Origin of the sequence: Altererythrobacter lutimaris (genome assembly GCF_013371495.1) — a bacterium.
Lineage (GTDB): Bacteria > Pseudomonadota > Alphaproteobacteria > Sphingomonadales > Sphingomonadaceae > Erythrobacter > Erythrobacter lutimaris_A.
In genome coordinates this window covers 1,611,243-1,629,800 of the sequence record NZ_JABWTA010000001.1, presented here as the reverse complement: position 1 = coordinate 1,629,800, position 18,558 = coordinate 1,611,243, and the positions used below count along the sequence as shown (strand labels likewise).

Sequence of the window (18,558 nt, the reverse complement as noted above, 5' to 3'; positions counted from 1 at the left end):
GCTGAATTATTCAGCCGGTTCCCAGGGTTTGAAAGAAGGCGTGGGCAGCTTGGCTGTCCGCGCCTTTTCATATGCCGCGCCCGCTTTCAGCACTTCGTGATCGTGCCAGCGGCCCGAGAAGATACTGAGCCCTACAGGCAGGCCTTCAACTGCGCCCATTGGCACAGTGATATGCGGATAGCCCGCGATCGCTGGCAGTGATCCTGCGCCGATCCCGCCGCTGAAATTGTCGCCATTGACAAGGTCCGTGGCCCATGCGGGGCCCATGGTAGGCGCGATGAGGAAGGTCACGTCATATTCGTTGCGCAAGCGGTCAATCCCGTCCTGTTGCGTTGCTTTCAAATTCATTTCTAGCGCTTCAAGGTACGCAGCTTCGTCCGTTGTCTCTAGCGCTTGCTCGAACAGGCTCTGATCGAACCAGCGCATCTCTACGTCCGCATTGGCTTTGTTGAATGCGACCAAATCCGCCAGCGTTTCCGGCATGTCCTCGCCGGGAAGCGTGCTGAGATAAGCGTTCATATCGCGCTGAAGCTCGAACATGAGGACGGTCAGACCGCGGCCCCAGAAACCATCGGGCCAATCATATTCGATCTCGACCAGCTCTGCGCCAGCCGCTTCCAGATCCGCGCGCGCCTGATTGAACAAAGCAGTCACGCCGTCATGCGATCCAACCTGATTGACCATCACACCGATGCGCACACCTTCGAGCGAGTAGTCAGCCAGTCCGGCAGTAAAATCGCCGGTGTTGATGTCGGCTTCTTTGGTCGCGGGATCAGCGGGATCGGTTCCAGCGATGGCGTTCAATAGCAGGGCCGCGTCATAAACCGTCCGCGTCATCGGCCCTGCAGTGTCCTGTGTCGCGCTGATCGGGACCACATGCGTGCGGCTGACTAGGCCAACGGTCGGCTTGAAGCCAACCAGCCCGTTGACGCTTGCAGGGCACGTGATCGAGCCATTGGTCTCCGTGCCAACCGCTGCCCATGCAAAGCCCGCTGCAATCGCCGCTCCGCTTCCCGAGGATGATCCGCAGGCATTGCGGTCGGTCGCGAATGGATTGCGCGTTAGTCCGCCAATCGCACTCCATCCGCTGGTGGAATTGTTGCTGCGGATATTGGCCCATTCGGACAGATTGGTCTTGCCCAAGATCACGCCGCCATTCTTGCGGATGCCGGTAATCAGCGGCGCATCGCGTTCTGTTGCGTTGTCTTTAAGCGCCAGCGAGCCTGCTGTGGTCGGCCATTCGCGCGTCTCGATATTGTCCTTGATCAGTACTGTCCGACCGGCAAGCAGACTGCTTTGCTGAGCCTCCGCCCGCGCTGCTGCATCGCTCGCATGCACTATGACCGCGCTGATCTCAGGGCCTTGGTCATCCAGCGCTTCGATGCGGTCGATATAGGTTTGTGCCTGGCTCGCGGCATCAGTTTCGGACCGTGCTTGAGCTTGAACTGCGAGGAGAGAGAGCGCCGTTGCGGCGAGGAGAGCTTTTTTCATGGATTGCATCCTGCCACGCTCAATCCGCGATGCAAGACAAGTCCTTGCCTTAGGGCTCAGAAATTCCCGCTAATGCTGAAATTAAGTCCAAGCCCGACAGGCTGGCGGCGCTCTTCGACAAACGCGATCACGCCGTTAGCGCGATTGCCGTTGAACACTGTGCGATTGAGTGTCCGGTCCGCACCGGCAATGTTGAACAGTGAGCCTCGCACAGTCAGGCCAAGCACGTCCTTGTTCTCGACAAACACGCTAGCGAAGACCGGTCCGCTGAACTCGCGCCCGACTTCATCGACCCGGAAATAGCGGCCGCGCGGATCACGATCCCAGATGGCGCCCCAGGCCCAATCCGACTGCGGAATGTCATGGCGAAATTCCACGCGAATGGCGCTCGGCCTATCAGAGCTAAGGGGGCGTCGCGCGCCGTCCACAGGATCGGTAAGCCGTGTCCTGCGCCATGTTCCATCAAAGTCGAGCCGCGCGCCATTCCAGCCGATTTGCGCAAGTTCGATTGTCGCATTCAGTGATGCGCCGCGCACTCTCGCGCCGTCAATATTCCCGCGCGCTGCGCTTCCGTCAGGCAAAGGCACGATATCGATGAAATCGCTGATGCGGTATTCGAACAGAGTAGCTGTCGCATTGCCCCACGCGCCCAGTGAGCGCGCGATCTCCAGCTCTGCATCCCAGCTTTGTTGCGGCACAAGCAAGGCATTTGCCGCAGTTTGCTGGTCGTCAGCGATGGAGACATCTGCGAGGAAATCACTGAATTCCAGCTGTCCAACGCGGCGGCTCAGCTCGAAGGAAAAATCCCAGGCGTGGCTTGGCTTCCATGCCAGCAGCAGACTGCCCTTGGGCCGCTTGAATGATCGGCTTTGTCCGCCTTCAGCGCGGTCGGTGATGGTCGAGAATTCCGCGCCGCCAGTGAATTGGAAGGAAATCCTCTCAGTGATCGCTCCACCTGCCGACAGCGCGAAATCATAACGTTCTTCGCGCACGCTCCCGGTAGAGCCTGGCAAGGGCGCGGCTACGAATTCGCCGTCGGCATCCAATTGCTCGAACGAACTTTCACGTTCCAGCCGGTTGAACGCAGCTTCGCCAGAAGCCTGCCAGTCGAGCGACAGCATCGGCCAGGAATATTCCGCACGCGCAATGCGCTCGCCCTCTTCGGTGAGGCTTGCAAAACGCCGCCCTTGCGGTGCGCTTCCATCTTCGAAAGTGAGCCTTGCCTGCTCGGTTGCATCGCGCTGATCAAAAGACTCCAGCGCGATGAGCTTGAGTTGACCGGGACCAAAAGGAAATCCCAGATCACCTGCAATTTCATAGCCGTAATTGTCTGAATCAAAACGCCTTCGCTGGGCTTGATCCACCGCCATGACGAGATCGCGTGTGTCATCCTCACGGCTTTTGCTGAAGCGCTTGAAGTAAGACAGGTTTACATTGGCTACGACGCTTGGAGCGGGCTCAATCCGAAAGTCGGCAGTGAGTGTCGGACGATCAGAAAAGAAACGGAACAGCGTCTCGCGCCGCTCGATCAGTACGCCGTCGGCATCGCTGATCAGTGTTGGACCGAGCCCTCCGAACCGAGTGGCGTCATTCTCAAGCGCGATTGTGAAATCGACAATGCCCGAGGAGCCGGTGACGGATATGCTTCCACCATAAAGGTTGTTCAAATTGGTGAGGAAGCGGTGCTGAGGGTTCCATTCAAACTGGCCGGAAAGCCCACCTGTCTGAGCAAGTAAAACGTTTGCGACCTGACCGCTGAGCCCTGGCAAGTCGAGCGAAGCGCCATCGACAATGTCGATTCGTAAAACATTATCGGCTGGAATTCGGCTTAGCTGATCGCGCACACTGGTTGATTTGCTGGTGATCCGCGCGCCATCGATGAGAACGTTTGCGGAAGCCTGCCCGAAACCGCGCTGCGAATCTCCGCCGCCGCCATTCTCCAATTCAAAGCCGGGGACCTGGTCAAGCATGTCCAGTGCTGTGCGCGGCGCGAAGCGGGCGAAGTAGTCCGCATCAAAGCTCTCACGCGCTGTTGAAGTGTCTCCAGCACTCGCCATGAGCGGTTCGGCCAGATAGCCGTCCGCTTCCCGCGCATAGGCTGGGGTAGTCAAGGTTACTACCCAGCAGGTCAGAGCGGACATTGCCATGAGCACGTGATAGTAGCGCGAAGATTGGGGGCTGTCAGGGAGAGGAGCCATGGCGCAAGCCCCGTTGCACAGTTTGCCGGAGCTTAACAGTGTAATTGCAACGTTATCAGAGGCGTATTCGTCAAACAGCACTCTGTGCCCTACGAGTGTAAGCCCTTGCCGCAGTTGAATACTATCTGTCCCTTGGCCGCGTGGTTTCTGCGTAGTTAGCGGCTCATAACTCATCATCCATGAGTGGCTAATGCGTAATGCTTAACTTGCACAAAGCATGGGACCCCAGTGGCACAATCTCACGAGAAATCTCAACAGGATACTCCTGGCTCGGGGTCTAACCGGAGCTTTTTTCTAAGGCTATCGAACTGGCTTTGGTCTGGTACAATCACGCAACAAATGGGACGCGTGTTTGGCGGATTTGCCATCGGTTTCCTTATTCTAGCTGCGGCCGGAATCTCTGGAACTGTGCGAGTCGATCACAAGGTTTCCGCCTTCGCAGTGCTTTCAGAAGTTTACATTGCGACGTCTGATATCAGTGTCAGTCTCGCAGACGCAGAACGTGCGATTACAGACGATCCACCAGCAGCGATAGCTGGCCTCGAAGAGGTAGATCTACGGATTGAGAGGCTGGTCGAATTCACTGGCCTCTATAACGACATCGAGCTCGCACCACTATCGCAGGCAACCGCGCGGCTTGCTGGGTTCAAGACCCGCGCTCTAGACGCGAAAGAACAATTGCAGCAGTCGGCCTCCAATAGCATCAGTCAGGATCGCGTTCGTGCTGAATTGCAAGCCCTCTCGAGCGACACGCAAGCGTTGCGTGATCAAACCTTGGAAGGTCTCTATGATCTTTCAAGTGACGGGATTTCCGAAGTCCAGCGCTTGATCGGGATACTCTCGATCATGGGTTTTGTCGCAATTATCCTTGTCGTTTTTGGAAAGCGAGCGATCACGCGTCGTATTGCAATTCCTATTGAACGGATCAGCAGTGCGAGTGAAAGCATAGCAGCGGGCGAGACAGATGTCGTGCTGCCATACAAGTCGCGCGAAGACGAGATTGGCATTCTTGCAAACGCACTTGCGGTCCTGCGCGATGTTCAGTTCAAGGCGGTTGCCAGCGCAGAAAGAGAGCTTGAGCAGGAAAAGACCATCGTTTTGGAACGAGAGCAGCAACGCGAGCAACAAACCCGGTTGATGCATGAACTGGCTGAAAAGTTTGAAGCGACCATTGGCGATGTTGCCAAGGAAATCGGGTATGCATCTGCGGCGTTGAACGATGCCGCCGGCAACCTTTCTTCCAATGTCGAGCGCTCGTCCGGTCAGGTGGATGCGGCGAGCAAGAACCTGTCGGATGCCACTCATGGCATGACCAATGCCGCTGCCGCTACGGACGAGTTTGCACTCTCCATTGCCGAAGTCAGTTCGCAGGCCGCCACTAGTTCGCAGCGTGCGCGAAAAGCCGCAGATGCGGCATCAAGCGCCGATCAGACTATTGGTGCGTTAACCGATTCCGCTGATCAGATCAGTCAGATCGTGGAGGTTATTGCCACGATTGCACAACGCACCAATTTGCTTGCATTGAATGCGTCAATTGAAGCAGCGCGCAGTGCGGAATCCGGGCGGGGATTTGCAGTCGTAGCCAACGAAGTGAAAGAGCTCGCCGCGCAAACGCACCGCGAAACGTCCCGTGTGGAGGCACTCATTAATACCATGCAGAACGCGACCGGGCAGAGTGCTTCTGCGCTTTCGACGATCGCAATGGAAGTAATTGAGCTCGAATCCGCTGCAGGCGCTATTGCCAGCGCTGTCGACCAGCAGGCCTATGCTGGACAGGATCTGGCACGGGCGATTGAACGCGCGGCTCAGAACACGCGCCAAGTCAATCAGAGCTTCAGCGATTTGAGCGCTTTGACATCCTCTACCAATGCAACCGCGGCACAATTGAGGGACAGCTCGGACAAGCTCAACCAGCAGTCGATCAGGCTACGTGATCATGTTTCCGAATTTCTGCGCCAAGTTCGCGCTGCTTAGCAACTCGCAGCAGCCTTCGTCCTAAGCGAATTGTGCATGTGAAGGTTAATCCTCTTGAACATCGCGGCCTGCATCGCGACATAGTGGATCAATATTTCAGACAAGGACAAACTCGCATGATCGATGTGCTCGGCAATTCCGGCGATACCTATGGCTCTCAGGGCCAGTTCACTCGCGATCCAGTCACAGGCGCACTTGTGCCGATGGTGGTTGAACAGACCAGCCGGGGCGAGCGCAGCTTTGACATCTTCTCGCGGCTTTTGCGTGAGCGGATCGTGTTTGTAACCGGTCAGGTCGAAGACGGCATGGCGTCGCTGATCGTTGCGCAATTGCTATTCCTTGAAAGCGAGAACCCATCGAAGCCGATTTCGATGTATATCAATTCGCCCGGCGGCGTGGTGACAGCCGGCATGGCGATCCACGACACGATGCAATACATCAAACCACGTGTGTCGACGGTTTGCATCGGTCAGGCATGTTCCATGGGTTCGTTCCTGATGGCTGCAGGCGAGCCGGGCATGCGTATTGCGTTGCCGCAGGCGCGGATCATGGTGCACCAGCCATCGGGCGGCGCGCGCGGCATGGCATCGGATATAGAGATCCAGGCACGCGAAATTCTTCGCCTGAAAGAAACGATGCATGAGCTCTACTCAAAATACACCGGCAAGAAAGTCGACGAGATCAAGGAAGCGATGGATCGCGATACTTGGCTTTCGGCAGATGAGGCCAAGGAATTCGGTCTGGTGGATAAGGTGTTCGAAACCCGTCCGGAAAACGAGGAAGGCGATGACGAGAAGGGCTCAGGCGGCGCACCTGAGTAACCTGAGCGTTTTCGGATCCTCAGTTTCGCGCTCGCAGAGCGGTAACTTTGCGTTCAAAATCGATCCTTTACGAGACACAGACCTCCGTTTTCCGCCATTCTGCTGGTACTTTACCTTGAGGTAAGGCAGAAAACGGGTGTCTATATATTGATTCATAACCTCGCCCGTTTAAGTTGGGCGAATCCCCAAGGGTATTGTCCCCTGGGCCGGGAAGCAGAGATTTATGACCGAACTGAGCGGATCGGATAGCAAGAGCACTCTTTACTGCAGCTTCTGCGGGAAGTCGCAGCATGAAGTGCGCAAGCTGATTGCAGGGCCAACCGTCTTCATCTGTGATGAATGCGTTGAGCTGTGCAATGACATCATCCGGGAAGAAGCGAAGGCTGGCATCGGCGGGCGCAAAGAAGGCGAAGTGCCGACGCCGATGGAAATCTTCACGACGCTCAATGACTATGTGATTGGTCAGGATCGCGCCAAGCGTGTTCTCTCCGTCGCAGTGCACAATCATTACAAGCGTTTGAAGCATTCGGCGAAGGGCAATGATGTTGAGCTTGCCAAGTCCAACATCCTGCTGGTGGGCCCGACGGGCTCGGGCAAGACGCTGCTTGCACAAACGCTCGCGCGCACATTCGACGTGCCGTTCACTATGGCCGATGCGACCACGCTGACTGAGGCTGGCTATGTGGGTGAGGACGTTGAAAACATCATCCTCAAGCTGCTGCAGTCATCAGACTACAACGTCGAGAAAGCCCAGCATGGCATCGTCTACATTGACGAGATCGACAAGATCACACGCAAGGCGGAGAATCCCTCGATCACGCGTGACGTGTCGGGTGAGGGCGTCCAGCAGGCACTGCTCAAACTGATGGAAGGCACCACGGCCAGCGTTCCGCCGCAAGGCGGTCGCAAGCATCCGCAGCAAGAATTCCTGCAAGTCGACACGACGAACATCCTGTTCATCTGTGGCGGTGCGTTCGCGGGCCTCGACAAGATTATCGCTGACCGCTTGCAGAAGCGCTCAATCGGCTTCGGTGCGCATGTCGCTGACCCGGACAAGCGCCGTATTGGCGAACTTCTTGAAAAGAGCGAGCCGGAAGATCTGCTGAAATTCGGCCTGATCCCTGAATTTGTCGGCCGTCTGCCAGTCATCGCGACGCTGCATGACTTGGATGTCGATGCGCTTGTAACGATCCTGCAAGAGCCAAAGAATGCGCTCGTCAAACAGTATCGTAAGCTGTTCGAGCTGGAAGAAGTGGAACTGACCTTTACCGACGATGCGCTCAAGGAGATCGCGGAGCGCGCGATCAAGCGCAAGACCGGCGCGCGCGGACTTCGTTCAATCGTCGAAGGCATCTTGCTCGACACGATGTTCGATCTGCCCGACATGGACGATGTGTCGGAGATTGTCGTCGATGGTGATGTGGTGGAAGGTCGTAAGGACCCGATCCGCGTTGTCTCCAACGATGACGGCAAGGCCAAGAAAGACGAAGCGGCTTAAGCCGAACTTTCTCCCTGTTTCGAAGAAATTGAACGGCCTTTTGCCGCGCCAATCATTCTGTCCCAAGTGTCTCTCACACAGCAAAGACCCCGCTCAGCTGGAGGGTGAAGCTAAGCGGGGTCAGTTGTGTCGCGGCTCGTGCACCAGTCTTGCAACAAGCCGCGCGGGGGAATTCGTGCCTTAGCCTGGCAGGAACACGCCGTCAGTCACGTGGATTACGCCGTTCGAGACGTTGACGTCGGCTTGCGTCACAGCGGTTGAACCGCCAGCCGCATCGGTGATCACGATGGTGTCGCCGGAAAGACGTGCGGTCAGCTTTTCGCCAGCGATCGTCGTGATGGTGGCTTCGCCGCCATGCTTGTTGATGAGATTAACGAGGTCGCTGCTCGATACGTTGCCAGCCACTGCGTGGTATGTGAGGATAGTTGTCAGCGTACCTTTGTTCTCTGGCTTGACCAGCGTCTCGACCGTACCTGCAGGCAGCTTTGCGAATGCGGTGTCGGTCGGAGCAAAGACTGTGAACGGGCCGGGGCTTGAGAGGGTGTCGGCAAGACCCGCAGCGGTTACAGCTGCAACCAGAGTGTTGTGAACGCCCGTGCTTTGCGCTGCCGTCACGATGTTCGGTGCGCTCGCTTCTGCTGACTTGTGATCATGCGCAATAACCGGGGCGCCAGCGGTCGCGGCGAGAGTGCCCATGGCTGCAACAGCAGCAAGAGCGGCGGCTTTGAAAGTCTTTGAATTCGTCATCGTATACTCCTTCTTAGGAGCAAGCCCCGTCCTGCTTGCGGAAGGAGTTACGATGCGATGGCGGCAATGGATGCAGCCAAGATGCGCTATTTTATGAAATGCGCGTCAATTCGCCGCTTGCGACTACCGGACCGGCGTCCACGCCTTCCGGCTTTCCGCCGAGCGGCTCGCGAGTGAGCAGCAATTGCGCGCCGTCTGCCATCATCGGGCTATAATCAGCCGGAACGCTGTGCGCGCGCACTTCGCCCGGCGTGACAACACCCAGCGATTCCACCCCGCCATCGGGCTTGACCAGCCACAGCTCGTGATCGTGCACGCCATCATGGGTAAGGCCCACTGCTGCAACCAGCAGATCGCGCTTCTCCGGCAGATATGTAAGGTCCAGGCTCAGCGGTGTGCCTTCGATCGGCACATTGGCAAACAAGGGCGCTTCAGCGAGCTGCACAGGTGGCGCATCCGGTGATGGGGCTTGACCCTGCGGCAGCGCGAGGAAAGCGAGCGCTACCGCCGCAGCAGCAGCAGAAAAGCCTGTCGCCCATTTCCAGCGGGTCAGCCGAGTTTCCAGCTCAATGACTTCCGCTGAACCGCCCGACGCCTTCTTTGCATCGAGCGCAGCCTCGATCTGGCCCCACAGCGCCGGCGAAGGCTCTGCGCTTGCGATATCGTCCAGCATAGGCGCGAGTTGCTCTTCCCAATGCGCAATACGCGCGGCAAGCTCAGGCTCGCGCGCGACCCGGCCCTTGGCCATCAGCAACTCTTCGCCTTCAAGCAAGCCGAGCGCAAATTCTGCCGCCAGCAGATCATCGCCGGTCAGTTCGGGAAGCATATCGTCGCTCATGCGGGCGCCTCCAGACATGTTTTTAGGCGCGCCATGCCGCGCCGGATCCAGCTTTTCATTGTGCCAAGCGGTACGCTGGAGCGGTCGGCAAGTTCGGCATAGGTGAAGCCGTCAAAAAAGGCTGCACGGATGTTCTCGCGTTGATTGTCGCTCAATGTTTCCAGGCATGTATGGACGCGTGCCGCGCGCTCTGCATCGATCAGCAATTCGTCTGCGAGCGGAGCGTCATCACTGATCTCGAAAGCTTCGTCCTCGGCGACCGCGCCGCCGCGCACCTTGCCTACGCGCAGCCGGTCAATCGCGCGATTGCGCGCAAACGTCGCCAGCCAGCTTATCGGGCTTGCCCGGCTGGGATCGTAGCGGTCAGCGCGCTGCCACAAATTGATGTAGACGTCTTGCAAGGCGTCCTCGGCTTCCTTTCTGTCGCCTAAGATACGCAAGCAGATTCCGAAAAGTTTCACCCGCGTCGCGACATAGATTTCCTCTAACGCGGCGCGGTCGCCATCGGCCAGCCGGATCATGGCGGCTTTCAATGCTTCGCGTGCCGGGTTGGAGGAATCAGCCATCAGCAACCCGCTTCGCATGCATCGCGCTGCATTTCCACCTGGAAAGTGGTGTGCCGGATACCGAAAGCCTCTGAAAGTTCATCGGAAAGTTGTTTCAAAGCCTCGTCGCCGGGATGGCCTGCGGGCATCACCAGATGCGCTGTGAGCGCGGTTTCCGTGGTCGACATCGGCCAGATATGCAGATCATGTACAGCTGCGACGCCCGGACACTTGGCCAGGTGCTCAGCCACGGCTGCTTCATCGATATGATCTGGTACGCCGAGCAATCCCATACGTAGAGAATCGCGCGCAAGGCCCCAGGTTCCCCAAGTGATAACGGCGAGGATCATCAGGCTGGCGAGCGGATCAATCCAGGCCTGGCTTGTGTAGAGGATCGCAATGCCTGCGATCACCACGCCGAGGCTGACGAGCGCGTCTGCTGCCATATGCAGGAACGCCCCTCTGATATTGAGGTCATTGTGCCGCCCGTGCATGAACAGCATGGCTGTGCCTGCATTGATGACAATGCCGATGCTCGCAACCACGATCATGGTCATGCCTTGCGGCTCAACCGGATCGAACATGCGGTGCACGGTCTCGAACGCAATCGCACCGATCGCAACGGCAAGCAGCATCGCATTGGCGAGGGCTGCAAGGATGGTCGAGCTCTTGAAACCGTAAGTGTAGCGCGCGCTGGCGGGCTTCTTGGCCGCAACGCTTGCGCCCCAAGCGAGCAGTAGAGCGAGCACATCGGACAGATTGTGGCCTGCGTCCGCGACCAGCGCCATGGAGCCGGACAGAAAGCCGTAAGTGGCTTCGATCACAACAAATGCGGAATTGAGTATGATCGCGATTATGAACGCGGGGCCAAAGTCCTTGGGAGCATGTGAATGGTCATGCCCATGCCCATGCGAGTGCCCGTGATTATGGCTGTGCCCGTGTGAGTGCCCCGATCTCATTGGAATCATTCATAGACGCAAGCATCAAGCCCGTCACGTGCGACGACACTTATCCGGCGCTCGATTGTCCGCCCGTGGCCTGCAAGCCAGCCGGAAGGGTTCTTCACTTCGCGTTTCTTGGGCAAGGGCAGGGCGGCGGCCATGCGCGCCGCTTCTGCTGAGGAAAGGCGCGCGGCTGAGTGTCCGAAGTAACGCTGCGCTCCGGCTTCTGCGCCATATGTCGCAATGCCTGTCTCCGCGACGTTCAGATAGACTTCCATGATCCGCCGCTTGCCCCAGATTTTCTCGATCAGGAACGCGTAATAGGCCTCCAGCCCTTTGCGGAAATATCCGCCGCCTTGCCACAGAAAGACGTTTTTGGCGGTCTGCTGAGTAATGGTGGAGCCGCCGCGCAAGCGCTTGCCTTGAGCATTATTCGCGACCGCCTTCGCGATGGCTTCTGCATCAAAGCCGTTATGCGAACAGAACTTGGAGTCCTCGGCTGCAATCACCGCGCGCGCCATATCGCGGTCGATGTTGGAAAGCGGCTCCCAATCCTTGGTGAGGCCATGCTCGTAGATTTCGCCGTCGAGCACCATGGTCGCGGTGATGGGTACCGGAACCCATTTGAAGAGCAGAACGAGGAACAAGCTGATCGCAACGAACAGCAGGATGGCTTTGGCGGTCCAGCGAAAGAGCGTGCGGATCATGTTTTGCCTGTAGGATGGTGACGCCGTGTCAGCGAGCAGAAAGCCTACCCGAGGTCGGAAACTTGGAGCATCATGCGGGTATAAAGTGCCCGCGCGCATGTGTTGAGGCCAAATCGCACTGCGATGGCAGCGGGTAGGATATGGCTCAAATAGAGCTTGGCCAGTCTTTGTGGATCGGAACGAAGCTTGTTGGCGATGTTTGGGGCTCGGCTGTAATATTCAGAGACTTGTTCTGAGCCACCGGGCTGTTTGAGCAGCCAACCATCTCGGAAGTTTCGCAATTGCTCCAGCTCCCAGCAGTCGTCGGGAAGCCCCAGCATCTCGACGGCAGCGGTGGTGAGGAAGCAGCCCGTGGGCGGAGGTGCAAGGGTTGCATCACATTGCGCTTGATCACGCTTGCGACGCAAGGCAACCATCTGTGCTTCGCCGACGCTACGAATTTGCAAGAAGCTTGCAGCACGGAAATGATACCGCTCATCCCAAGGCCCTTCGGGATCCGATCCTTTATACCATATCTCGACTGAAATCGCGTTGACGAGATAATCGTTCGGCTTCAGAATCAGGAAGCTCGGCGGTGACATCGGAGAAAGCGTTATGGAGCGGAGCGGAGAATGCGTGCGTCCACCGCTCGTCCATCGCATCTTGCCGCCAAGCAATGGGCTTCCGGCAGTTCTGTCAGAATGGTGTAGCCACATACGCGGGGCATCGCGGTTGAAGCCCTGAAACTCCAGAGCAACATAGGTCGACGCGCCTTTCGTACCTTCGGCGCGGTCCGGCAAGAGGATTGCTGTCATGCTCTCGCCAGCTGGAGAGATGCTGCCGGTAAGTTCGGGGACTTTGGCACTGACCTCAACAGAGAAGTTACAGCCAGCTGCTTGCCCGCCACTCTGCGCTAGCGCGCTTGGACCTGCGAAGCCCGTCACGAGCAATCCGGCCAACAAACGCCTGCGTGTGTTTGAGAATGCTCGTGCCATGCTAGGCCTCCTAACTGTTACGCTCTGAGGCCAAGCCTAACGTGAGGAGTGAACCGTTGGAAGCCCGTACTGTGCAAGGTGAAGGCTCAGAGCACCGACACAGTGAAAAAGGCCGGGCGTCTCCACCCGGCCTTCAGTTATCTGATCGCGCGGCCTTTACGCGGCGCCAGGCAACAGCCTCTCACCGGCAATGCGCTGCATCGCCTTCTGGAGCTTCTCAAACGCGCGCACTTCGATCTGGCGGATACGCTCGCGTGACACATCGTAGACCTGTGACAGCTCTTCAAGCGTCTGCGGCTTTTCCGTCAGACGGCGCTCGGTCAGAATGTGCTTCTCGCGGTCATTCAGACTTTCCATCGCTTCCTGAAGCATTTCATGGCGCACTTCAGCCTCTTCCGCATCAGCCACCGTTTCGTCCTGCAGAGGACGATCATCGGTCAGCCAGTCCTGCCATTCGCCAGAACCGTCTTCGCCATTGCGCATCGGCACGTTCAGCGAGCCATCACCGCCCATCATCATCCGGCGGTTCATGTTGACGACTTCCTGCTCGGGAACGCCAAGTTCCGTCGCGATCTTCGTCACATCTTCCGGCGAGAGGTCGGTGTCTTCGTAGGCCTCAAGCTGCTTCTTCATTCGGCGAAGGTTGAAGAACAGCTTCTTTTGAGCCGCGGTCGTACCCATTTTCACGAGTGACCAGCTGCGTAGGATAAATTCCTGCATCGAAGCCTTGATCCACCACATCGCGTAAGTCGCGAGGCGGAAGCCGCGATCGGGCTCAAACTTCTTCACGCCCTGCATCAGGCCCACGTTGCCTTCGGAAATGAGGTCGGAAACAGGCAGACCATAGCCGCGATAGCCCATGGCGATTTTCGCCACCAAGCGCAGGTGGCTGGTCACCAGCTGCGTCGCCGCTTCGGGGTCTTCATGTTCCTGATAGCGCTTCGCGAGCATGTATTCCTGCTCAGCCGTCAGCACCGGATACTTCTTGATCTCAGCCAAATAGCGGTTGAGGCTCTGCTCTCCGCCAAGGGCCGGGACTGTCAAACTCTTGCTTTTACTCACTTATCCCTAACCTTTCTTGCGTCGACCTTCAGTAATGGACCCCTGATGGGCATCCGTTGGTTGAGGCCACAAAGTTACATATAAACAGAAACTGCTGAATGTGCAGTGACTTTCATCGATTAAAACGCATGGTTTCGTCGATCAGTTCCCGCATATCCGCCGGTAATTCGGACGAAAATTCCACATATTCATGCGTGATCGGGTGCTCGAAACCCAGAATCGCCGCATGAAGCGCTTGCCGTGAGAAGTTCTTTTCCTTCAACAGTTTGCGTAAGGGCGCAGGGGTGCTGCCATAAAGCGGATCTCCTAATAGCGCGTGACCGATGGACGCGCAGTGAACACGGACCTGATGCGTGCGTCCGGTTTCCAATCGACATTCGATCAAAGCGCAGTTTTCCAGGCGTTCTACGGTCTTGTAATGGGTAACGGCATGCTTGCCACGCGAGGAATTCTTGTCGAGCACCGCCATTTTCTTTCGGTTCCTGTCTGAGCGTCCGATCCGCGTCGCAATGGTGCCTTCCGGCGGTGTAGGAAAGCCCCCGCACAGAGCAAGATAGCGACGGTTAATCGAGTGATCCTTGAATTGCTTGGCGAGACCTTCATGCGCGGCATCGCTTTTCGCGACCACCAATAGACCAGAAGTGTCCTTGTCGATCCGGTGGACAATGCCGGGCCGTGCGACCCCGCCGATCCCGGAAAGCTGACCCTTGCAGTGGTGGAGCAATGCGTTGACAAGCGTCCCGTCGGGATTGCCAGCCGCTGGGTGCACGACGAGGCCCGCCGGCTTGTCGATGACAATCAGATGCTCGTCTTCGTATGCGACATTGAGCGGGATGTCCTGCGGCTGGGCTTCGGCTTCGACAGCGGGCGGGATGGTGATGGCAAAAGTCGCGCCGCCCGCAGGCTTTGCCTTGGTGCTGGTTTCAACCACGCCATCGACCTTCACATGGCCTTCCGCGATCAGCGCTTGAATGCGCGCTCGCGAAAGTTCGGTTGCTTCGGCAAGCGCTTTGTCCAAACGCTCTGCGCCCGCAAGAATGCCGGTGATCGTCTGTGGCTGGCCGTTCTCCATCGCATCCAGATGACTTGCAAATGAGACGACGGCAAGCCTGCAATCACTTGCATCACGAGGCACGAAGCCGAACAATCGCGAGAATATGGAGAATGATGAACGCCGGAACGAGGAACGTCGGGAAGAGACCATAGGGAAGGATACCCATGGCATGGGTGCTGATGTGTCCGGTCAAGTGCAGGGGCAGACCGTCTCTCGCAAACAGTCCGATGGACACAACGAGAATGAAGTCGCTCATTCCGGCGATGACGACACCCCACGCCGCTTGCCTCCAACCAGACAGCTTGAGCGCAACAGTGATCGCAGCGGCAGGAGCCATAAGCCCGACCACAATATCACCGACACCTGCCGGCCAAGCGAAGACAGCAGGCAAATCATTCGTAGACCAAGCGAACAAGAATGCCGCGCCGACGATGCGCCATGATTGTAAAGCGGTGAGCTCAGCAAGATTCAACTTCATGACCTTGGCTTTGAAGGTAGGCGAAAGGGCCAGTGCGAGCAGGACCAGAAGTGGAGGGCCGCTTGCAGCAAAGATGAGAGGGGCGGGAAAACCGCCCGGTGGCGTGTCAAAAACTCCGAGGTGTCCAAAGTATGCTATCACAACCAGCCAAATAAGAAGTGCAATTCCCGCACTTGGAGAGCGCGAAAGGTAGAGTGGTGGTGAGGGGGCCTGAGTATGTTTTGCGGAAAGGTGGGAAGGAGAGGCGGAGGGCATTGTCATCAATATGATCCTTAAGTGTATATACACGCAATTAAGTGCGAAAAGTGGAGGGTATGAGTTGGGTCAGCAGGTCATGAGTTAAGCGAATACTCGCAGTCGATTGAGCAGTTGAATGGCATCGTCGCTGCCGATCGCCGCGATTAATCTTGATTGTGCTTTGGCCCAAAGCGGCTGCGCTTGTTCAAGGCGGTTTTGACCCTGCCGGGTAAGAGTGATCCTGCGCTCTCGACGGTCTTCGCCGAGCTCTCGCAAAACCAATCCATCCTTCTCAAGGACCCGCAAATTTCGGGTCATGGCAGTACGTTCGAGGCCAAGAAGATCAGCGAGCTCAGATACGATCATGCCACCTGTCCTTTGCAGCGCCACAAGGGTGGTGAATTGACCTGTGTTCAGGCCGCTCGGTTCCAGTGCAGCGTCATATTGACGAGTGACATGCCTGGCTGCACGCCGAAAATTTGCGCAAACACAATTGAGCGGGTCATCGAGCATCAACATACTATAAGTGTATATACACGTATAGCGTAAGTCAAGTACTGGAAAGGCCGGGATGCGCTGCTAAGGTGAGGTTGTGATGATCGCCCTAGCTAAAGTGACGCTTGATAAGATGCTCGCCGAAGCGCGCGCGGCGCACCCGCGAGAGTGCTGTGGCATATTGCTGGGTGAGGGCAATCGCATCGACCAAGCGACACCTGCCAAGAACGTCCATCCTACCCCTCAATCCCATTTCGAGATTGATCCTCAAGTGTTGATCGACGCCCACCGTGCGGCGCGTGAAGGCGGGCCGCAAGTCGCCGGCTATTACCATTCGCATACTGTAGGAGAGCCCGAGCCGTCGCAGACCGATGCCGCCATGGCGTCAGGCGACGGGCGGATTTGGGCGATCATGGCAGGCGACACAGTGCGCTTCTGGCAGGATCAGGCGGACGGATTCCGTGAGGTTTCCTACGCAGTGGCGGACTGAGTAATAGCGAGCTATGCCAGTCACTTATCCTCCGATTTGCCCGCTCAAACATGTCAATGGTGGGCAGGGTAAGAAATTTGTTCTAGGACTGTGTAACATGTGTATCCAACATGGGTCGGGATCAGCGCTTTCATGACGACAAAATCGCAAATCGAACTCGCCAGCCTGCTCTGCTCGCGGCTCTGCCACGACTTGCTGTCACCAGTGGGCGCGCTTTCGAACGGGCTGGAATTGCTCGCAGATGAGACCGATCCGGCGATGCGTGATCGGTGCGTGGAGCTGCTTGAGCAAAGCGCGAAGACAAGCGCGGACAAACTCAAATTCTTCCGTTTGGCATTCGGGGCCGCTGGCGGCTTTGGTGAAGCGGTCCCTGTCGAAGAAGCGCAAGTGGTGATCGAAGCGCTTGCAAGCGATGGCAAGCCGATTGATCTCAAATGGGCGATCGAAGGCTCCAGTCTGCCTAAGCCTGCGGTCAAGGTCATGCTGAACCTGGCGCATATCGCGCTCGATGCGCTGATCCGCGGCGGGCGGCTCGATATCGGTGCAGAGATGCGCGACAGCAAAGTAGAAATCGTCGTAAGGGCAAGCGGTGACCGGATCGCGTTTGACGAAACAATCGGCAAAGCCTTGCAAGGCGAACTAGCGGCGGGCGAGCTCTCTTCGCGAACGGCCGCTGCGCATATGATTGCGCTTGTGGCAGAGGATGCTGGCGGGGGGCTCCAGTACAAAGCGGACGAAGGCACGCTGGTGCTTGGTGCAGTCTTGCCGCAGCCTGCAGGAATGATCGGCTAAGCGGCATGGATGAGCTGGTCCATGAAGAGCGGCTCTCGCCCAATTTCAACGATCGCTCGCTGCCGATCAACATGGTGGTCATCCACTATACAGAGATGAAACCGGTCGAGACCGCGCTGGAGCGGTTGTGCGATCCGGAGGCGGGTGTCTCTGCGCATTATCTGATTACCGAGGAAGGCAAGGTCATCCGGCTGGTGCCAGAGGAAAAGCGCGCCTGGCATGCCGGTGCGTCCTATTGGCGCGGGCATAAGGATGTGAACTCCGCAAGTATCGGCATCGAGCTTGATCACCCCGGGCACGAGCTTGGCTATCGCGAGTTTTCCGACGCGCAATTCGAAGCGCTCGTTCCGCTCGTCGCGCGGATTGTGAAGGAATATGACATTCCTCGTGCTAATGTGGTCGGGCATTCTGATGTTGCGCCAGCCCGTAAGATTGATCCCGGCGAGCTGTTCCCATGGGATCGACTGGCGGAATACGGACTCTGTCTCGCAAAGCCGGACAAGCTCGACCTCGGCGATCCGTTCGACAATGATGGTGCTTTCTATCTCGCGCTTGAGCGGTTTGGTTATGATATCACCGACGGTCACAAAGCGGTCGAAGCTTTCCAGCGGCGCTGGCGGCCTGAACTGATTGACGGGATCATCGATCAGCATGTCGGAGCGATCCTGTTTCAATTGCTCTTGGATCGCGACCGCGGAATCGCTAGATGAGCCATGCCAGGGGGCCGGGCAGCCGCGTCAGAAATCAATTTCTGCCGAGGAAAGTCCGGGCTCCACGACATAAGGGTGGCGGGTAACGCCCGCCCGGCGAGTGTGGCTTTCGGGCCTCGCGAAGCCGAGGGAAAGTGCCACAGAGAGTATACCGCCGATGGCCCCTAAAGGGCACAGGCAAGGGTGAAAGGGTGCGGCAAGAGCGCACCGGGGTTCTGGCAACAGCGCCCGCATGGCAAACCCCACTCGGAGCAAGGCCAAATAGGGGTCTCGTGCCCGTGCAAACGGGTAGTGGCATGTCGCCGCGAGAGATCCGGGTTGGCTGCTTGAGCGCGTGCAGCAATGCACCGCCTAGACGAATGGCTGCCTCTATGGGGCTGGTCCGGCAACGGAAACCGCTCACAGGACAGAACCCGGCTTACAGGCCCCCTGGTATTCTCGCTTAATGGATCACTCGCTCGGTGCAGGACTCGCATCGATGAACGCATTGCGATGCACTGGCCATT

Annotated in this window: 18 protein-coding genes and 1 other RNA gene; 7 read left to right on the top strand and 12 right to left on the bottom strand. The window is 57.5% G+C overall.

All coding sequences use genetic code 11. The features are described from left to right. Positions 1-6: 6 nt before the first annotated feature. Both HUO12_RS07890 and HUO12_RS07885 read right to left on the bottom strand, forming a co-directional pair. Positions 7-1,491 (bottom strand): amidase, encoded by a 1,485-nt coding sequence (locus HUO12_RS07890; protein WP_176273052.1) that lies wholly within the window; start codon positions 1,489-1,491, stop codon positions 7-9. A 56-nt stretch (positions 1,492-1,547) separates the two neighbouring features. After that, positions 1,548-3,602 carry a TonB-dependent receptor plug domain-containing protein gene (locus HUO12_RS07885; protein ID WP_176273051.1) on the bottom strand — a complete coding sequence of 685 codons (2,055 nt, stop codon included), beginning with the start codon at positions 3,600-3,602 and terminating at the stop codon, positions 1,548-1,550. Between the two features lie 426 nt (positions 3,603-4,028). Here HUO12_RS07885 and HUO12_RS07880 point away from each other — a divergent pair, with 426 nt between their 5' ends. The 3 genes from HUO12_RS07880 (at position 4,029) to clpX (ending at position 7,982) form a co-directional block, all read left to right on the top strand. Further along, entirely contained in the window at positions 4,029-5,663 is a 1,635-nt protein-coding gene (locus HUO12_RS07880; protein WP_176273050.1) for a methyl-accepting chemotaxis protein, read from the top strand. Between the two features lie 116 nt (positions 5,664-5,779). Beyond that, the gene (locus HUO12_RS07875) at positions 5,780-6,484 is read left to right on the top strand and encodes an ATP-dependent Clp protease proteolytic subunit (protein ID WP_176273049.1); all 705 of its coding nucleotides are present in this window, start codon (positions 5,780-5,782) and stop codon (positions 6,482-6,484) included. Positions 6,485-6,707: 223 nt separating this feature from the next. Continuing rightward, positions 6,708-7,982, top strand: a complete 1,275-nt coding sequence (clpX, locus tag HUO12_RS07870) for an ATP-dependent Clp protease ATP-binding subunit ClpX (protein ID WP_176273048.1) — start codon at positions 6,708-6,710, stop codon at positions 7,980-7,982. A gap of 180 nt (positions 7,983-8,162) precedes the next feature. On the opposite strand, the gene HUO12_RS07865 is transcribed toward clpX, so the two are convergent. The 10 genes from HUO12_RS07865 to HUO12_RS14600 all read right to left on the bottom strand — a co-directional run bounded on the left by HUO12_RS07865 (position 8,163) and on the right by HUO12_RS14600 (position 16,078). Then, a complete protein-coding gene (locus tag HUO12_RS07865; protein ID WP_176273047.1) occupies positions 8,163-8,729 on the bottom strand; it encodes a fasciclin domain-containing protein in 567 nt (188 codons plus the stop codon). 91 nt (positions 8,730-8,820) lie between these two features. Continuing rightward, positions 8,821-9,567, bottom strand: coding sequence for an anti-sigma factor (locus HUO12_RS07860; RefSeq protein ID WP_176273046.1), 747 nt, complete (start codon positions 9,565-9,567; stop codon positions 8,821-8,823). Beyond that, positions 9,564-10,133: a sigma-70 family RNA polymerase sigma factor gene (locus HUO12_RS07855; RefSeq protein ID WP_176273045.1), complete on the bottom strand. Its 570-nt coding sequence runs from the start codon at positions 10,131-10,133 to the stop codon at positions 9,564-9,566. The genes HUO12_RS07860 and HUO12_RS07855 overlap by 4 nt, the downstream gene beginning before the upstream one ends. Continuing rightward, positions 10,133-11,071 carry a cation diffusion facilitator family transporter gene (locus tag HUO12_RS07850; protein ID WP_176273044.1) on the bottom strand — a complete coding sequence of 313 codons (939 nt, stop codon included), beginning with the start codon at positions 11,069-11,071 and terminating at the stop codon, positions 10,133-10,135. The genes HUO12_RS07855 and HUO12_RS07850 overlap by 1 nt, the downstream gene beginning before the upstream one ends. A 5-nt stretch (positions 11,072-11,076) precedes the next feature. Next, a complete protein-coding gene (gene mtgA, locus HUO12_RS07845; protein WP_176273043.1) occupies positions 11,077-11,760 on the bottom strand; it encodes a monofunctional biosynthetic peptidoglycan transglycosylase in 684 nt (227 codons plus the stop codon). A 44-nt stretch (positions 11,761-11,804) separates the two neighbouring features. Beyond that, positions 11,805-12,734 (bottom strand): CFI-box-CTERM domain-containing protein, encoded by a 930-nt coding sequence (locus HUO12_RS07840; protein ID WP_176273042.1) that lies wholly within the window; start codon positions 12,732-12,734, stop codon positions 11,805-11,807. Positions 12,735-12,890: 156 nt separating this feature from the next. Beyond that, a complete protein-coding gene (gene rpoH / locus HUO12_RS07835) occupies positions 12,891-13,796 on the bottom strand; it encodes an RNA polymerase sigma factor RpoH (RefSeq protein WP_176273041.1) in 906 nt (301 codons plus the stop codon). Positions 13,797-13,908: 112 nt separating this feature from the next. Next, positions 13,909-14,868 carry an RluA family pseudouridine synthase gene (locus HUO12_RS07830; RefSeq protein ID WP_176274353.1) on the bottom strand — a complete coding sequence of 320 codons (960 nt, stop codon included), beginning with the start codon at positions 14,866-14,868 and terminating at the stop codon, positions 13,909-13,911. Between the two features lie 52 nt (positions 14,869-14,920). After that, entirely contained in the window at positions 14,921-15,328 is a 408-nt protein-coding gene (locus HUO12_RS07825; protein ID WP_176273040.1) for a hypothetical protein, read from the bottom strand. Positions 15,329-15,667: 339 nt separating this feature from the next. Further along, entirely contained in the window at positions 15,668-16,078 is a 411-nt protein-coding gene (locus tag HUO12_RS14600; RefSeq protein ID WP_269748060.1) for a MarR family winged helix-turn-helix transcriptional regulator, read from the bottom strand. A gap of 82 nt (positions 16,079-16,160) precedes the next feature. On the opposite strand from HUO12_RS14600, the gene HUO12_RS07815 reads away from it, so the two are divergent. From HUO12_RS07815 to rnpB, 4 genes are all read left to right on the top strand, one after another. Further along, positions 16,161-16,550, top strand: coding sequence for a Mov34/MPN/PAD-1 family protein (locus HUO12_RS07815; RefSeq protein ID WP_176273038.1), 390 nt, complete (start codon positions 16,161-16,163; stop codon positions 16,548-16,550). 132 nt (positions 16,551-16,682) lie between these two features. Then, positions 16,683-17,342, top strand: a complete 660-nt coding sequence (locus tag HUO12_RS07810) for a histidine phosphotransferase family protein (protein WP_176273037.1) — start codon at positions 16,683-16,685, stop codon at positions 17,340-17,342. 5 nt (positions 17,343-17,347) lie between these two features. Beyond that, on the top strand, positions 17,348-18,052 hold the full coding sequence (locus HUO12_RS07805) for an N-acetylmuramoyl-L-alanine amidase (RefSeq protein ID WP_176273036.1): 705 nt from the start codon (positions 17,348-17,350) through the stop codon (positions 18,050-18,052). Between the two features lie 6 nt (positions 18,053-18,058). Further along, positions 18,059-18,489: RNase P RNA component class A (gene rnpB, locus HUO12_RS07800), an RNA gene on the top strand. The last annotated feature ends 69 nt before the right edge of the window (positions 18,490-18,558 follow it).

Coding starts and splice junctions, on each gene's coding strand:
- HUO12_RS07810 (WP_176273037.1), top strand. CDS start 16,683: ATGACGACAAAATCGCAAATCGAACTCGCCAGCCTGCTCTGCTCGCGG.
- HUO12_RS07855 (WP_176273045.1), bottom strand. CDS start 10,133: ATGGCTGATTCCTCCAACCCGGCACGCGAAGCATTGAAAGCCGCCATG.
- HUO12_RS14600 (WP_269748060.1), bottom strand. CDS start 16,078: ATGCTCGATGACCCGCTCAATTGTGTTTGCGCAAATTTTCGGCGTGCA.
- HUO12_RS07865 (WP_176273047.1), bottom strand. CDS start 8,729: ATGACGAATTCAAAGACTTTCAAAGCCGCCGCTCTTGCTGCTGTTGCA.
- HUO12_RS07890 (WP_176273052.1), bottom strand. CDS start 1,491: ATGAAAAAAGCTCTCCTCGCCGCAACGGCGCTCTCTCTCCTCGCAGTT.
- HUO12_RS07815 (WP_176273038.1), top strand. CDS start 16,161: ATGATCGCCCTAGCTAAAGTGACGCTTGATAAGATGCTCGCCGAAGCG.
- HUO12_RS07805 (WP_176273036.1), top strand. CDS start 17,348: ATGGATGAGCTGGTCCATGAAGAGCGGCTCTCGCCCAATTTCAACGAT.
- HUO12_RS07875 (WP_176273049.1), top strand. CDS start 5,780: ATGATCGATGTGCTCGGCAATTCCGGCGATACCTATGGCTCTCAGGGC.
- HUO12_RS07825 (WP_176273040.1), bottom strand. CDS start 15,328: ATGAAGTTGAATCTTGCTGAGCTCACCGCTTTACAATCATGGCGCATC.
- mtgA (WP_176273043.1), bottom strand. CDS start 11,760: ATGATCCGCACGCTCTTTCGCTGGACCGCCAAAGCCATCCTGCTGTTC.
- HUO12_RS07840 (WP_176273042.1), bottom strand. CDS start 12,734: ATGGCACGAGCATTCTCAAACACACGCAGGCGTTTGTTGGCCGGATTG.
- HUO12_RS07830 (WP_176274353.1), bottom strand. CDS start 14,868: ATGGAGAACGGCCAGCCACAGACGATCACCGGCATTCTTGCGGGCGCA.
- HUO12_RS07860 (WP_176273046.1), bottom strand. CDS start 9,567: ATGAGCGACGATATGCTTCCCGAACTGACCGGCGATGATCTGCTGGCG.
- HUO12_RS07880 (WP_176273050.1), top strand. CDS start 4,029: ATGGGACGCGTGTTTGGCGGATTTGCCATCGGTTTCCTTATTCTAGCT.
- HUO12_RS07850 (WP_176273044.1), bottom strand. CDS start 11,071: ATGAGATCGGGGCACTCACACGGGCACAGCCATAATCACGGGCACTCG.
- clpX (WP_176273048.1), top strand. CDS start 6,708: ATGACCGAACTGAGCGGATCGGATAGCAAGAGCACTCTTTACTGCAGC.